A 14,271-nucleotide genomic window follows, 5' to 3' on the forward strand; every position below is an offset into this window, starting at 1 on the left:
GGCATCCATGCCGCGGACACTCCCGCAACCGGACCCACCCCGCCTTCGACAGATTTCCGCGGTCTGCAGTAGATCCACGCCATGCGTGGATGAATCTCCATCGAAATCGAATTTCTCGAATCGAGATCGAAAAGCATCCACGCATGGCGTGGATCCATCAGATCGCGGAAATCTGTCAGAGGTGGGGCGGTGTCGGAGTGCGGGGTGTCAGCCGCATGGATGCGGCTGCCAAGCCCCCATGGGTGAGGGCGCTTTGCTTGCGAAGCACTGCTTCGCAAGCGCCCGAACGCACAGCCGCCAGCGGCTGGGCCGGACCCCGGAGGGGGGGGCACGGCGTCCCCGCACTCCGGCACCGCCCCGCCATCCCACGGAATGCACGCTGTTGCTTCGGCTGTTGCTTGAAGCCTCTGCAGGTGCAGGGCTGCAAGCCCTGCCGAACACCCCTCTACTTGACCTGCACGTCGATCACGCCGTCGCCGACGCGGGCCTGCAACGCGTCACCCGGCTGCACCTGGTCGATGTGCCGCACCAGTGCGCCATCATCGCTGCGGGTGAGGATGCTGTAGCCACGGGCCACCGTCGCCAGCGGGCTGACCGCTTCCAGTGAGCGTGCCAGCCCGCGCAGGCGCAGTGCATCGCGTTCCAGCAGGCGCTGCATCGCACTCTGCGGACGCCCGCGCAGGGCGGTCAGGCGGCGCTGCATCGCGTCCAGCTGTCGTTGTGGATGGTGCCCGCGCAGCACCGCCGCGGCATGACGCAGGCGCGCGGCACGGCGCTCCTGCTGCTGGTTGAATGCCGCATGCAGGCGCCGGCCGAGGTCCAGCTGGCGGCGACGCAGCAGGTCCAGGCGGGCCTGCGGGCTCTGTGCGTTCAGGCGCAGCAGGGCACGGTCGGCGCGCTGCATGGCCTGCTGCATCGCGTGCCGTTGCAGCTGCACCATGCGCGCCGCGGTGCGGCGCAGGCGCAGCGCCAGTTCGCGCTGGTCCGGTACCAGCAGTTCGGCGGCCACCGATGGCGTCGGCGCGCGCAGGTCGGCAGCGAAGTCGCTGAGGCTGAAGTCGGTCTCGTGGCCTACCGCCGATACCACCGGGGTGCGGCTGGCCGCAATCGCGCGAGCCAGCGCTTCATCGTTGAACGCCCACAGGTCCTCCAGTGAACCGCCACCGCGGGTCAGCAGGATCACGTCGTAGCGGCCGCTGGCATCGGCGGCCTGCAGCAGGCGGGTGATCTGCGCCGCGGCGCTGCTGCCCTGTACCAGGGTCGGCAGCAGGTCCACTTCCAGCAGCGGGAAGCGGCGGCCCAGCACGCTCAGTACGTCGCGCACGGCGGCGCCGGTGGGCGAGGTGATCACCGCCAGGCGCTGCACATGCGCCGGCATCGGCCGCTTGCGTGCCGGGTCGAACAGGCCTTCGGCCTCCAGGCGCGCCTTCAGTTCCTCGAACGCGCGGCGCAGTGCGCCTTCGCCGGCTTCCTCCATGTGGTCCAGCACCATCTGGTACTCGCCACGGGCGTCGTACAGGGTCACCTTGCCGCGCACCAGCACACGCATGCCTTCGCGCGGCACGAACTTCAGGTACTGCGCCTTCATCCGGAACATGGCTGCACGCAGCTGCGCGCGCGCGTCCTTCAGGGTGAAGTACAGGTGCCCGGAGGCAGGGCGCGCCACGCTGCCCAGTTCGGCCTCCACCCAGATCGCCGGGAAGCTGCCTTCCAGCAGATCGCGGGCCAGGGTGTTGAGCTGGCTGGGGGTGAAAATGTCGTCGTTGCGTGGCTGCATGGGCACGGCATGGGGCGGGTGGAACGGGGGCTCAGGATCGCACGTCAGCGCGCCGCGTGCTGGCCCAGCGCCCACTGCACGTGCTCGCGCACCAGCGGCGAGGGATCGTCGATGCGGGTGTGCAGGGCAGCCAATGCCTCGGCGGACGCAGGCGCATTGCCCAGCGCCACCGCGATGTTGCGCAGCCAGCGCTCATGCCCGCTGCGGCGGATCGGGCTGCCCTCGGTGCGGCGCAGGAATTCGGCCTCGTCCCAGGCGAACAGCTGGTCCAGGCGCGCGGTATCCAGCTGGTTGCGTGCACGGAAATCGGCTTCGTCGGTGCGCCTGGCAAACTTGTTCCAGGGGCAGACCAGCTGGCAATCGTCGCAGCCATAGATGCGGTTGCCGATCAGCGGCCGCATGTCCTCGGGGATGGCGCCGTCGTGCTCGATGGTCAGGTACGAGATGCAGCGCCGCGCATCCAGCCGTTGCGGGCCGATGATGGCCTGGGTGGGGCAGACGTCGATGCAGCGCGTGCAGGTGCCACAGTGGGCGGTGGCCGGGGTATCGATCGGCAGCGGGATATCGATGTAGATCTCACCGATGAAGAACCAGGAGCCGCCGTGACGGTCGATCAGGCAGGTGTGCTTGCCGATCCAGCCGAGCCCGGCGTTGCGCGCCAGTGCACGTTCCAGCACCGGCGCCGAATCGACGAAGACGCGGTAGCCCAGCGGAGCCACCTCGTCGTTGATCTGCGTGGCCAGTTTCTGCAGGCGGTTGCGCATCAGCTTGTGGTAGTCGCGGCCCAGCGCATAGCGCGCCACGTAGGCGCGGCCGGGATCAGCCAGGGTCGCCCAGGCCTCGGTGTCGTCCTTGTGGCTGTAATCCATGCCCACCGAGATCACCCGCACGGTGCCGGGCAGCAGCTCGGCCGGACGCGCGCGCAGGGTGCCGTGGCGCGCCATCCAGTCCATCGTGCCGTACAGGCCCTGGCCCAGCCAGTCGGCCAGGTGCGCCTCATCCTCGCCCAGCTCGATGCCGGCGATGCCGCAGCGCTGGAAGCCATGCGCACGGGCAAGTTCACGGATGCGCTGCACGGCCTGGGCCGGATCGACAGGGGCGGGGACGGGGGACATGTGCACCAGTATAAAATCCCTGCATGCCCGATCTTTCCCTTCTGTTCGATACCGCAGCGGCGCGCGCGCTCGATGGGCGCGCATCGGCGCTGGCCGGTGATGGTGGCTGGAGCCTGATGGCCCAGGCGGGCCTGGCGGGCTGGCAGTGCCTGCTGCAGCAGTGGCCGGAGGCTCTCCAGCTATGCGTGCTGGTCGGTACCGGCAACAACGGTGGCGACGGCTACGTGCTGGCCAGCCATGCCCTGCGGTCGGGGCGCCAGGTTCAGGTGGTCACGCTGCCTGGCAGGGCGCCCGCCACGGTGCTGGCGGCGCAGGCTGCAGCGGAATTTGCGACGGCTGGTGGCAGTGTCGTCGAGTTCGATGGCCAGTTGCCGGACGCTGAGGTCTATGTGGACGCCCTGTTCGGGCTTGGCCTGGACCGGGCACCGTCCGGCACGGCCCAGGCGCTGATCGACGCCCTCAACGCGGCGCGTGGGCCGGTACTGGCGATGGACGTGCCCAGTGGCGTCGATGCCGACAGCGGATGCGTGCCCGGCGTGGCGGTGAAGGCCGACGTCACGTTGCAGTTCATCGCGTGTCACCGAGGCCTGTACACCGGTGATGCGCTGGAACAGGTGGGCCAGCGCCGGCTGGCGCCACTCGAACTGCCTGATCAGGCCTGGGACGGCATCCAGGCCTGCGCGCAGCGCTGGACCGGCGACCGTTTGAAGGCGCTGCTGCAACCACGACGCACCAATACCCACAAAGGCGAATCCGGGCACGTGCTGTGCGTTGGCGGCAACCATGGCAGCGGTGGCGGCATCGCGATGGCGGCCGAGGCAGCTCTTCGTGCCGGCGCCGGCCTGCTGAGCCTGGGTACCCGTCGCGATCACGTCGGCCCCTTGCTGGCGCGCCTGCCGGAGGCGATGACCCATGCGCTGGAAGACGGCGATGCGCTGCCGGCGCTGCTGGACAGGGCTACGGTGGTGGCGATCGGGCCCGGCCTGGGCCAGGACGAATGGGCGCGCGCGCTGTTTGCGCGGGTGCTGGCGTGTGGCAAGCCGTTGGTGGTCGATGCCGATGCACTGAACCTGCTGGCGCAGGATCCGCGCGCGTTGCCGGACGCGATCCTTACCCCGCACCCGGGCGAGGCCGCGCGCCTGCTTGGTTGCAGCAGCGCTGACATCCAGGCCAACCGCTATGCCAGCGCGCAGGCGTTGGCCGAGCGCTTCCACGCCGTGGTCGTGCTGAAGGGGGCGGGCAGCATCGTGGCGGCACCCGCGCAGACACCACGGCTGATCGCTGCGGGCAATCCCGGCATGGCGGTGGGCGGAATGGGCGACCTGCTCACCGGCATCATTGCCAGCCTGCGCGCGCAGGGCCTGGCCGCGTTCGACGCGGCCGCGGCCGGCGCCTTGCTGCACGCACTCGCCGGCGATTCCGCTGCCGCCGATGGCGCGCGTGGCCTGCTTCCTACTGACCTGCTGGCGCCGCTGCGGCGACTGGCCAATCCGGACCTCTCTCCATGACCGAATTCTTCCTTGCCGACAGCGATGCCACCGAACTGCTCGGGCAGTGGCTGGCGGCGACCCGGCCGCCGCAGGCGCTGATCGAGCTGCGCGGCGACCTCGGCGCCGGCAAATCCACCACTGCCCGCGCACTGCTGCGCGCACTGGGCGTGCAGGGCGCCATCCGCAGCCCGACCTACACCCTGGTCGAGCGCTACCCGCTGGCCAGTGGCGGCGAGGCATGGCACCTGGACCTGTACCGCATCGGCCAGGCCGGCGAGCTCGATTTCCTCGGCCTGGACGAGGGCAGTGCCGTGTTGTGGCTGGTCGAATGGCCCGAGCGCGGGGCCGGTGCGCTGCCGCCGACCGATCTGGTGGTAGCGCTGGAGATCGAGGGCAAGGGGCGTCGTGTTCGTCTCACCGGGGCCAGCGACGCGGGACGTGAATGGCTGGAACGGCTGCCTCAGGGGGACGACTTGCAGGCCATTTCTGTCGGCTGACGAGAACAAACACCGGCAGGTTACGGATTATTAAGGAAAAAGGTGTTGCATTCCGTTCAGCGCGGTGATTGAATCCTGAGCCATGCGCCCGGGGAACCGTCTCATCGCCATCTGTGCCGCCGTCGGACTGGGTCTGGCGAGCGTCAGTGCGTGGGCGGGTGAAGTCCGCCAGGTCCTGCTGAACACCGGCGCCACCGGCACCCGTGCCGAGATCTCGCTGGTCGGCAGTGGCGGCTACAAGACCCTGTCGCTGGCCGGCCCGAACCGCCTGGTGGTCGATTTCCCGGACTCCAGCGCCATACGCAACCTGAAAATGCCGGCCGCGCAGGGCGTGGTTACGGCAGTGCGTACCGGACAGCCGGTTCCGGGCACGTTCCGTGTCGTTTTCGACCTCGCTGAATCGGTGGCGCCGTTCCGCCCGCAGATGCAGCGCGAGGGCAATGAATCCAAGCTGGTGATCGAATGGCCGGGCGATGGCCCGGCCGTGGCCGCCAGCCGGCCGGCGGTGACCCCGGCGGTGCAGCCACAGGCGCCCGTCAGCACGCCCGCGCCGACCGCGGCCCAGAGCGCGCAGTCGCGCAACGACGCCGCGCGCGCCACCGCACTGCTGACCGCACAGGTGCAGCAGCAGGCCAGCGCCGCTGCAGCGACCCCGGCCACGCCGACGCCGGCACCGTCCACCGCACCGGCACAGGTCGCCGCGGCAGGCACCGCGGCCAGCAGCACGCCGTCCTCTTCACCGGCCGCGATCCTCGCCGGCCAGCGCACCGCTGCGGTGGTGACCACGCCGCCGGCCACGGTGCCCGCGCCGGCGCCAACGCCAGTGGAACCGCCACGCCCGGCCATGCCCAGCGATGCCTCGCGCATCCGCATGCAGGCTGGCATGCGCCACCTGGTGGTGGCCATCGATCCGGGCCACGGCGGCCAGGACCCGGGTGCGATCGGCCCGACCGGCAAGCGCGAGAAGGACGTCACCCTGGCGGTGGCACGCGAGCTGGCGCGCCAGGTGAACGCGACGCCGGGCCTGAAGGCCTACCTGACCCGCGACAGCGACGTGTTCATTCCGCTGCCGATGCGTGCGCAGAAGGCGCGTGCGAACAAGGCCGACATCTTCATCTCGATCCACGCCGATGCGGCCGAAAACCGCTCGGCCACCGGTTCGTCGGTGTATGTGCTGTCGACCAAGGGGGCTTCCTCGCAGCGTGCGCGCTGGCTGGCAGACAAGGAAAACGCGGCCGATCTGGTCGGTGGCGTGCGCCTGCAGCAGACCGAAGGCACGCTTGCCAACGTGCTGCTGGACCTGGCCCAGAGCGGTTACATGAAGGCGTCCGAGGATGCGGCCGGCCACGTGCTGGGCGGCCTGAAGCGGATCGGCAACAACCACAAGCCGAATATCGAGCGCGCCAACTTCGCGGTGCTGCGCACCTCGGACATGCCGGCGATGCTGGTGGAAACCGCGTTCATCTCCAACCCGGATGAAGAGCGCCGCCTGATCGACCCGGCCTACCAGCGCAAGATCGCCGGTGCCGTGCTCGATGGCGTGCACACCTTCTTCAGCCGCCAGCCGCCGCCGGGCACGCTGTACGCGGCCCGCGCCCAGGCCGAGATCGACGCCGCAGGCACCATGGCCGGCGGCAGCAAGTAACCCGCCGAAGGCGGGTTTCTGCTTTCTGTAGAGTCGAGCCGCGCTCGACTGGGCCTTGCCGGTAACCCGCCGGTCGAGCATGGCTCGACTCTACCCAGGGCCGCTCCGCTATCATCCCTGCATGACGTCTGCTACCCATCCGCGCCCGATCCGGCCGTTGCCGGACATCCTGATCAACCAGATCGCCGCTGGCGAAGTGGTCGAACGTCCTGCGTCCGTGGTCAAGGAACTGGTCGAGAATGCGATCGATGCCGGTGCCAGCCGCGTCGACATCGATCTTGAAGAAGGCGGTGTGCGCCTGATCCGCATCCGCGACAACGGCAGCGGCATCGCGCCGGAGCAGTTGCCACTGGCGGTCTCGCGCCATGCCACCAGCAAGATCGCCGACCTGGATGATCTTGAATCGGTGGCCACGCTCGGTTTCCGGGGGGAGGCGCTGCCATCGATCGCCTCGGTCAGCCGCTTCACCCTGGCCTCGCGCCGCGCGCACGACGAGCATGGTTCCGCGCTGCAGATCGAAGGCGGCAAGATCGGTGAAGTCACTCCGCGTGCGCATGCACCGGGTACCACCGTGGAAGTGCGCGAACTGTTCTACAACGTGCCGGCGCGGCGCAAGTTCCTGCGCGCCGAGCGCACCGAACTGGGTCATATCGAAGAGTGGCTGCGTTCGCTGGCACTGGCGCGGCCGGATGTCGAACTGCGCGTGTCGCACAACGGCAAGGCCTCGCGCCGCTACAAGCCGGGCGATCTGTATTCCGATGCGCGGCTGGCCGAAACGCTGGGCGAGGACTTCGCCAACCAGGCCGTGCGCGTGGACCACAGCGGTGCCGGCCTGCGCCTGCACGGGTGGATTGCACAGCCGCATTATTCGCGTGCCAGTGCCGACCAGCAGTACCTGTACGTCAACGGCCGTTCGGTGCGCGATCGCAGCGTCGCCCATGCGGTGAAGATGGCCTATGGCGACGTGCTGTACCACGGTCGCCAACCGGCCTACGTGCTGTTCCTGGAACTGGACCCGACCCGGGTCGACGTCAACGTGCATCCGGCCAAGCACGAGGTGCGCTTCCGTGATTCGCGGCTGGTCCATGATTTCGTCTACCGCACGCTGAAGGACGCGCTGGCCGACACCCGTGCCGGCATGTCGGCGCAGGAGATCGGTGCCGTACCTGCGCATCCGGTGGATGCGGCCACGACACCGATGGCGTCCAGCGCAGGCGCTTCTGGATTCGGACTGGTGCGCGGTCCTGCGCCGGGTTCCGGCTCAGGCGGCGGGGGGGGATTCTCAGGCTGGCGGCCGCAGCAGCCGCTGGGCCTGCAGGTGGCCGACGCCCCGGCCGCCTATGCCGCGTTGTATGCCGCACCGTCCGGTGCCGAACGCGGGGCGACGCTGCCGCCGATGCCGAGCGAGAATGGACTGCCGGTGACCAGCGCCGATGCGGGCGTGCCGCCGTTGGGCTATGCGATCGCGCAGCTGCACGGCATCTACATCCTGGCCGAAAACGCCGAAGGCCTGATCGTGGTCGACATGCACGCCGCGCACGAGCGCATCGGCTACGAGCGCCTGAAGAATGCGCACGATGGCATCGGCCTGCAGTCGCAACCGCTGCTGGTGCCGATCACCCTTGCCGTGGGCGAGCGCGAGGCCGACACCGCTGAAAGCGAAGCCGAAACGCTGGCCGCGCTCGGCTTCGAAGTGACCCGTGCCGGCCCCGGTTCGCTGCATGTGCGCAGCATTCCGGCGCTGCTGGCGCATGCCGAGCCGGAAGGGCTGCTGCGCGACGTGCTGACCGACCTGCGCGAACACGGCCAGAGCCGGCGCGTGGCGAGTGCGCGCGACGAACTGCTGTCGACCATGGCCTGCCATGGCGCGGTGCGCGCCAATCGGCGCCTGACCGTTCCGGAGATGAACGCGCTGTTGCGCGACATGGAAATCACCGAGCGGTCCGGCCAGTGCAACCATGGCCGGCCGACCTGGGCCCGTTTTTCACTGGCGGAGATCGACCGCTGGTTCCTGCGCGGACGTTGAGGGGAGCATCGATGCGTTATCGGGGAATGGGCGGGCTGCTGGCCGCCATGGTGTTGGCTGCCTGCAGCCCGGCGACACCGCCGGCGCCGACGGTCACTGAAGATCCGGCCTTTGCCGCCGCGCAGCAGCAATGGCGCGTGGCGCGCTACCAGGACCTGACCCGGCCCGATGGCTGGACGGCGCTGGTCGGCCTGCATTGGCTGCAGAACAAGTCGCACTTCGTCGGCAGCGGCGCCACCAACGGCATCCGCCTGGCGGTCGGCCCGGGCAAGCTGGGCCTGCTGCGCCGTGAGGGTACCCAGTGGTGGTTCACGCCGGAGGCCGGTGCCGAGGTCAGCCATGAGGGCCAACCGGTACGCGGTCGTATCCGCGTCGACACCGACAAGGATGCACAGCCGACCCTGTTGTCTTTCGATGCCGGCAAGGGCCAGCTCAGCATCATCCGCCGTGGGCCGCGCGATGCACTGCGGGTCAAGCACGCCGATGCGCCGGCACGCCGCGATTTCGCTGGCCTGGAGTACTGGCCGGGTGGCCCCGACTGGCAGGTGCAGGCACGCTTCATCGCGCACCCGCCGGGCAAGACGCTGCCGATCGTCGACATCACCGGCCTGACCACCGAGATGCCCAATGCGGGCGCGGTCGAGTTCCAGCGCGATGGCCGCAACTGGCGTCTGGAAGCGATCGGTGCCCCCGGGCAGCCGCTGTTCCTGATCTTCGCCGACCGCACCAGTGGCCGCGGCAGCTATCCGGCCGGCCGCTACCTGGACACCGATGCACCCGCTGCCGACGGCACGGTGCGCATCGATTTCAACCATGCCTACAACCCGCCGTGTGCATTCACCGCCTACGCGACCTGCCCGCTGGCGCCACCGGAAAACCGGCTGGACCTGCGCGTGGAAGCGGGCGAGAAGGCCTACCACCTGCCTGAAGGAGAAGGCTGAAATGCCGATCAGAGACCTGTTCCGTGCCGCTACCCTGCTGCTGGCCTGCGCGGTCGCACCGCTGGTTGCGGCGCGCAATGCGCCCGCCGTTGACCCGGCCGCTGCCGCCGCCGCTGCCAAGCCACCGGTGCCGCTGCTGTGGAAAGTGACCGGTCCAGGCGATTCGCGCCTCTATCTGCTCGGTTCGTTCCATCTGCTGAAACCGCAGGACTATCCGCTGTCGCCGGATGTCGAACAGGCCTTCGAGGCCTCGCAGCGCATCGTGTTCGAGCTCTCGCCGGAAGACATGCAGTCACCGCAGCTGGCCAGCCGCATGGTGCAGGCGGCGGTCCGCACCGATGGCAGCGAACTCAAGCGCGACCTGGATGCGGCCACCTGGCAGAAGCTGCAGGCGTTCGCGGCGCAGAACGCGCTGCCGCTGGCGCAGATGCAGGGCATGAAGCCCTGGTTCGTTGGCCTGAGCATTTCGATCGGGCAGATGCAGAAGCTGGGCCTGGACCCGGCGCTGGGCCTGGATCGCCATTTCATGGAGCGTGCGCAGAAGACCGGCCGCAAGACGGCCGGCCTGGAAGACATCGATACGCAGATCGGCATGCTCGATGGCATGACGGTGCAGGAACAGCGGCAGATGCTGTCCGAGGCGCTAGACCAGGCGGGCAAGGGCGATGAGCAGGCGCGCCTGCTGCACGATGCCTGGCGCCGGGGCGACGAACGCCTGTTGTGGACCAAGATGGCGGCGGAAATGCGCCAGCAGTATCCGCAGCTTTACCAGCGCATCAATACCGGCCGCAATGACGCATGGGTGCCGAAGCTGCTGCCGTACCTGCAGGCCGGGCAGGGCGGAACGCTGGTGGTGGTCGGCACGCTGCACCTGCTCGGCAACGATGGCGTGGTCGAGAAGCTGAAGGCCAAGGGCTACAAGGTCGAGCGCGTGTGCACGGGGTGCAGGGCCAAGCGCTGAGGCATCGCGGGCGCGATGCATGAAAAAAAACGGCGCGCCCAGGGCGCGCCGTTTTCGTATCCACCGCGGTGATGGCTCAGCGGCGGGTCTTGCCGCCGGTGCCGCTCCCCGGTTCGTTGGGCTTGTTGCCGGTGCCGGTGCCGGTACCCGTTCCGGTGCCGCCCGGGCGCGGGCCACCGAAACCGCTGCCCATGCTGCGCTGGAATTCCTGCCACAGCTCCAGGTTGCGCTCGGTCAGCTGGTTCATCATCGCCCACGGGGTCTGCCCCAGCAGGTTGCCCATCTGCTGGCGGAACTGCTGCTGCTGGTCGAGGAAGACCTGCATGCTGCGCTCCAGGTAATTGCCCATGAAGCCCTGCAGGGAATCGCCGTAGAAGCGGATCAGCTGGCTCAGCAGCTGGGTGGACAGCATCGGCTCGCCGTCCTGTTCCTGGTCGGCGATGATCTGCAGCAGGACCGATCGAGTGAGGTCGTCGCCGCTCTTGGCGTCGCGGACTTCGAAGTCTTCACCGTCCAGGATCAGCTGGCGCACGTCCTCGATGGTGATGTAGCTGGAGATCTCGGTGTCGTAGAGACGGCGGTTCGGATACTTCTTGATGATGCGGGTCGCAGCCATGAAGCGGTACTCGTCACAGTAGACGCGCAGCATGGCGCAGTGCAGCAGCCGTTGCAACCGCCTCAGCCCCCGCCAGGCTTGGCTTTCGGCGGCGATCATGTTGCGCAGCAAGGGTTTGCGTGCTGCGCAGCATGACTCTTGGCAGGGGCCGGCGGCGTTCGCCGTGACGGTCCGCTGCGCGGCTTACCAGCCCATGTGGTGGCCGCCGTTGATGTCCAGGTTGCTGCCGGTAATCCAGGCGGCCTCGTCGGCCACCAGGAAGCACACGCCGTAGGCGATTTCCTCCGGCTTGCCGAGGCGCCCGGTAGGGATGTCGGCGATGATCTTGGCGCGCACGTCCTCCGGCACCGCCATCACCATGTCGGTCGCCACGTAACCGGGCGAAATGGTGTTGACGGTGATGCCGAAGCCCGCGTTCTCGCGGGCCAGCGAGATGGTGAAGCCATGCATGCCGGCCTTGGCGGCGGCGTAGTTGGCCTGGCCGTACTGGCCCTTCAGGCCGTTGATCGAGCTGATCTGGATGACCCGGCCCCAGCCGCGGCGGCGCATGCCCTCGATGACCGGGCGGGTGACGTTGAACACCGAATTGAGGTTGGTGTTGATCACATCGTGCCACTGGTCCACGCGCATGCGATGGAAGGTGGTGTCACGGGTGATGCCGGCGTTGTTGACCAGGATCTCGACCGGGCCCAGCTCGGCCTCGACCGCGCGTACCAGCGCTTCGGCGCTGCCGGGGTCGGAGACATCGCCGGGGAAGATCGACACCGTGTAACCGCGTTGGGTCATCGCCTGCTGCCAGGCACGTGCCTTGGCTTCGTCGCGGTAATTGGTGGCGACCCGATGGCCCTGGTCGGCCAGTCGTTGGCAGATGGCGGTACCGATGCCGCCGGTTCCGCCGGTGACCAGTGCGACGCGAGATGTCATGGAATGCTGTCCGGGTATCAGGTGGGGGAAGGGGGATTCTGCAACATCGGCGTGGAAAGTGCGCCGGGCGGCAACAGGATGTCGGTGCGCGGCAGGCGCGCCGGGTCGAAGGCCCGTTGCGCCGAGGCCAGCAGGGCATCCAGATCGTGTGCCTGCTCCAGCGCCGCAGGGGCCTGGCCGAGCAGCTGCCAGAGCTGGCGCAGCACCGGCAGCGGGCGCGCACTGTCCACCGGCAGCGCCGCCAGCGACTTCGAGAGTTTGTGGCCTGGCGCGTCCAGCAGCAGCGGCAGGTGCCAGTAGCGTGGCACCGCAAGCCCCAGTGCCTGCTGCAGCAGGATCTGCCGCGCGGTGGAGTCGAGCAGGTCGGCGCCGCGCACCACTTCGGTCACGCCCTGCGCAGCGTCGTCGACCACCACCGCCAGCTGGTAGGCCCAGCAGCCGTCGGCACGGCGCAGCACGAAGTCGCCGACTTCGGCATGCACGTCCTGCTGCTGCGGGCCGCGCAGTCCATCGTCGAACTGCACGACGCTGCCGGCCGGTACACGGAAGCGGACGGCGGGGTCCGGTCGAGCCTGCCGCGCGACGCAGCGATGGTGGATGCCGCCACTGGCGGCCAGTTCGCTGCGGCTGCAGTGGCAGATGAAGGCCAGGTCGCTGGCCAGCAACACATCCAGTGCGGCCTGGTAGGCCCCGCCGCGGGTGCTCTGCCAGAGGATCGGACCATCGTGGACCAGGCCGAACGCGGCCAGTGCCTGCAGTTGCGAATCCGCTGCACCGGGTACGGTGCGCGGCGGGTCGACGTCTTCGATGCGCAGACGCCACAGGCCGCCGTGATGGCGGGCGAGCAACCAGCTGCCGAACGCGGCGAGCAGGGATCCGGGGTGGAGCAGGCCGGTCGGCGAGGGCGCGAAACGCCCGGTGGGAATAGGGGAGGTCATGCTGGCTGAATCGTCGGTCAGGTTGGCGCTTGAATTCAAGCTGACCACACCGCAAATTGACCGATATCGACCCTTTCCGAGCCGGATTTTCCCATGTTCACCCGTATAGCCCTCTTCCTGGCCACGAACTTTGCCGTGCTGATCCTGGCCAGCATCGTGATGTCGCTGTTGGGAACCGATCCCAGCAAGATGAGCGGCCTGCTGATCATGGCCGGCATCTTCGGTTTCGGTGGTTCCTTCATCTCGCTGCTGCTGTCCAAGTGGATGGCCAAGCGTTCCACCGGCGCGGTGGTGATCACCGAGCCGCGCAACCAGACCGAGCGCTGGCTGCTGGCCACCGTCGAGCGCCAGGCCAAGGCCGCCGGCATCGGCATGCCGGAAGTGGCGGTGTATGAGGGCCCGGAGATCAACGCCTTCGCCACCGGTGCCAACCGCAACAACGCGCTGGTGGCGGTGTCCACCGGCCTGCTGCACAACATGAGCGAGGACGAGGCCGAAGCGGTGCTGGGCCACGAGATCGCCCACGTCGCCAACGGTGACATGATCACCATGGCGCTGCTGCAGGGTGTGCTGAACACCTTCGTGATCGTGCTGGCCCGCGTGGTCGGCGGCATCATCGACAGCGCGCTGTCGGGCAACCGCGAAGGCGGCGGCCGCGGCTTCGCCTACTACATCATCGTGTTCGTGCTGGAGATGGTGTTCGGCCTGTTCGCCACCATGATCTCGATGTGGTTCTCGCGCCACCGCGAGTTCCGCGCCGACGCCGGCGGTGCCTCGCTGGCCGGCCGCCAGAAGATGATCGCCGCGCTGGAGCGCCTGCAGCTCAACCACGGCCAGAGCACGCTGCCGACCCAGATTGCCGCGTTCGGTATTGCCGGTTCGACGGCGAAGAAGCTGTTCATGAGCCACCCGCCGCTGGAAGAGCGCATCGCCGCGCTGCGGGCGTCGACGGTGGCGTAAGCCTCCGTATTTTCACGGTAGTGCAGGAACGCCTGGCCCCGCGCCGGGCGTTTTTGTTTGCGCGCCGACGCATGGGTGGCGCCGGGCAGGACCCGGCGAGAGTCATTTCCGCGACCGCGGAGGGGTGTCACTTTCTTTGCGCGCAAAGAAAGTAACCAAAGAAACGCTCCGCCAGCCGCGAGCCGTCGCTACGCGCCGGTACCCTGCGCTTCTCGGCGAATCAGGGGACGGCGCCGAACTCGCTGCGCTCAAACATCGGCGCCTCTTCGCCCCTGATTCCCCTGCGATGCTCGGCTCGCTCAAGGCGGACTTGAAGATCAACGGCAACAGCATCCACGCATGGCGTGGACCTACTGGGTGCAGCTGTGGCATTTGACCTTG

The 14,271-nt window shown here is 68.6% G+C and carries 12 protein-coding genes; 7 read left to right on the forward strand and 5 right to left on the reverse strand.

Annotation, left to right across the window (positions count from 1 at the left end; genetic code table 11):
* Nucleotides 1-445 precede the first annotated feature (445 nt).
* Together xseA and queG are read right to left on the reverse strand one after the other, a co-directional pair.
* Complete coding sequence (xseA, locus tag QRO93_RS19120; RefSeq protein ID WP_180880735.1) at nucleotides 446-1,777, reverse strand: exodeoxyribonuclease VII large subunit; 1,332 nt, start codon at nucleotides 1,775-1,777, stop codon at nucleotides 446-448.
* Between the two features lie 44 nt (nucleotides 1,778-1,821).
* A complete protein-coding gene (gene queG, locus QRO93_RS19125) occupies nucleotides 1,822-2,892 on the reverse strand; it encodes a tRNA epoxyqueuosine(34) reductase QueG (RefSeq protein ID WP_040007382.1) in 1,071 nt (356 codons plus the stop codon).
* A 23-nt stretch (nucleotides 2,893-2,915) separates the two neighbouring features.
* Between queG and QRO93_RS19130 the strand changes: the two genes are divergently transcribed.
* The 6 genes from QRO93_RS19130 (at nucleotide 2,916) to QRO93_RS19155 (ending at nucleotide 10,452) form a co-directional block, all read left to right on the forward strand.
* Complete coding sequence (locus QRO93_RS19130; protein ID WP_285304324.1) at nucleotides 2,916-4,400, forward strand: NAD(P)H-hydrate dehydratase; 1,485 nt, start codon at nucleotides 2,916-2,918, stop codon at nucleotides 4,398-4,400.
* Nucleotides 4,397-4,879, forward strand: coding sequence for a tRNA (adenosine(37)-N6)-threonylcarbamoyltransferase complex ATPase subunit type 1 TsaE (gene tsaE, locus QRO93_RS19135; protein ID WP_180880731.1), 483 nt, complete (start codon nucleotides 4,397-4,399; stop codon nucleotides 4,877-4,879). Before QRO93_RS19130 ends, tsaE begins: the two co-directional genes overlap by 4 nt.
* An 82-nt stretch (nucleotides 4,880-4,961) precedes the next feature.
* Nucleotides 4,962-6,524 carry an N-acetylmuramoyl-L-alanine amidase gene (locus QRO93_RS19140; RefSeq protein WP_180880729.1) on the forward strand — a complete coding sequence of 521 codons (1,563 nt, stop codon included), beginning with the start codon at nucleotides 4,962-4,964 and terminating at the stop codon, nucleotides 6,522-6,524.
* 121 nt (nucleotides 6,525-6,645) lie between these two features.
* Nucleotides 6,646-8,550, forward strand: coding sequence for a DNA mismatch repair endonuclease MutL (gene mutL / locus QRO93_RS19145; RefSeq protein ID WP_164087223.1), 1,905 nt, complete (start codon nucleotides 6,646-6,648; stop codon nucleotides 8,548-8,550).
* Between the two features lie 11 nt (nucleotides 8,551-8,561).
* Nucleotides 8,562-9,491, forward strand: a complete 930-nt coding sequence (locus QRO93_RS19150; protein WP_180880727.1) for a DUF1684 domain-containing protein — start codon at nucleotides 8,562-8,564, stop codon at nucleotides 9,489-9,491.
* Between the two features lies 1 nt (nucleotide 9,492).
* Entirely contained in the window at nucleotides 9,493-10,452 is a 960-nt protein-coding gene (locus tag QRO93_RS19155; protein ID WP_053450332.1) for a TraB/GumN family protein, read from the forward strand.
* A gap of 76 nt (nucleotides 10,453-10,528) precedes the next feature.
* Here QRO93_RS19155 and phaR read toward each other — a convergent pair whose 3' ends face one another.
* The 3 genes from phaR to gluQRS form a co-directional block, all read right to left on the reverse strand.
* A complete protein-coding gene (phaR, locus tag QRO93_RS19160) occupies nucleotides 10,529-11,068 on the reverse strand; it encodes a polyhydroxyalkanoate synthesis repressor PhaR (RefSeq protein WP_053451352.1) in 540 nt (179 codons plus the stop codon).
* Nucleotides 11,069-11,251: 183 nt separating this feature from the next.
* Nucleotides 11,252-11,992: an acetoacetyl-CoA reductase gene (gene phbB / locus QRO93_RS19165; RefSeq protein ID WP_053450331.1), complete on the reverse strand. Its 741-nt coding sequence runs from the start codon at nucleotides 11,990-11,992 to the stop codon at nucleotides 11,252-11,254.
* Between the two features lie 17 nt (nucleotides 11,993-12,009).
* On the reverse strand, nucleotides 12,010-12,930 hold the full coding sequence (gluQRS, locus tag QRO93_RS19170) for a tRNA glutamyl-Q(34) synthetase GluQRS (protein ID WP_053450330.1): 921 nt from the start codon (nucleotides 12,928-12,930) through the stop codon (nucleotides 12,010-12,012).
* Between the two features lie 93 nt (nucleotides 12,931-13,023).
* Between gluQRS and htpX the strand changes: the two genes are divergently transcribed.
* Entirely contained in the window at nucleotides 13,024-13,890 is an 867-nt protein-coding gene (gene htpX / locus QRO93_RS19175) for a protease HtpX (protein WP_049457138.1), read from the forward strand.
* Nucleotides 13,891-14,271 lie beyond the last annotated feature (381 nt).

The organism is Stenotrophomonas maltophilia group sp. Smal17, assembly GCF_030237045.1.
GTDB lineage: Bacteria > Pseudomonadota > Gammaproteobacteria > Xanthomonadales > Xanthomonadaceae > Stenotrophomonas > Stenotrophomonas forensis.

Bases quoted from the DNA above. Each gene is read 5' to 3' on its own strand.
- gluQRS (WP_053450330.1), bottom strand. From the start codon at position 12,930: ATGACCTCCCCTATTCCCACCGGGCGTTTCGCGCCCTCGCCGACCGGC.
- tsaE (WP_180880731.1), top strand. From the start codon at position 4,397: ATGACCGAATTCTTCCTTGCCGACAGCGATGCCACCGAACTGCTCGGG.
- QRO93_RS19130 (WP_285304324.1), top strand. From the start codon at position 2,916: ATGCCCGATCTTTCCCTTCTGTTCGATACCGCAGCGGCGCGCGCGCTC.
- phaR (WP_053451352.1), bottom strand. From the start codon at position 11,068: ATGGCTGCGACCCGCATCATCAAGAAGTATCCGAACCGCCGTCTCTAC.
- QRO93_RS19150 (WP_180880727.1), top strand. From the start codon at position 8,562: ATGCGTTATCGGGGAATGGGCGGGCTGCTGGCCGCCATGGTGTTGGCT.
- mutL (WP_164087223.1), top strand. From the start codon at position 6,646: ATGACGTCTGCTACCCATCCGCGCCCGATCCGGCCGTTGCCGGACATC.
- queG (WP_040007382.1), bottom strand. From the start codon at position 2,892: ATGTCCCCCGTCCCCGCCCCTGTCGATCCGGCCCAGGCCGTGCAGCGC.
- phbB (WP_053450331.1), bottom strand. From the start codon at position 11,992: ATGACATCTCGCGTCGCACTGGTCACCGGCGGAACCGGCGGCATCGGT.
- xseA (WP_180880735.1), bottom strand. From the start codon at position 1,777: ATGCAGCCACGCAACGACGACATTTTCACCCCCAGCCAGCTCAACACC.
- htpX (WP_049457138.1), top strand. From the start codon at position 13,024: ATGTTCACCCGTATAGCCCTCTTCCTGGCCACGAACTTTGCCGTGCTG.
- QRO93_RS19140 (WP_180880729.1), top strand. From the start codon at position 4,962: ATGCGCCCGGGGAACCGTCTCATCGCCATCTGTGCCGCCGTCGGACTG.
- QRO93_RS19155 (WP_053450332.1), top strand. From the start codon at position 9,493: ATGCCGATCAGAGACCTGTTCCGTGCCGCTACCCTGCTGCTGGCCTGC.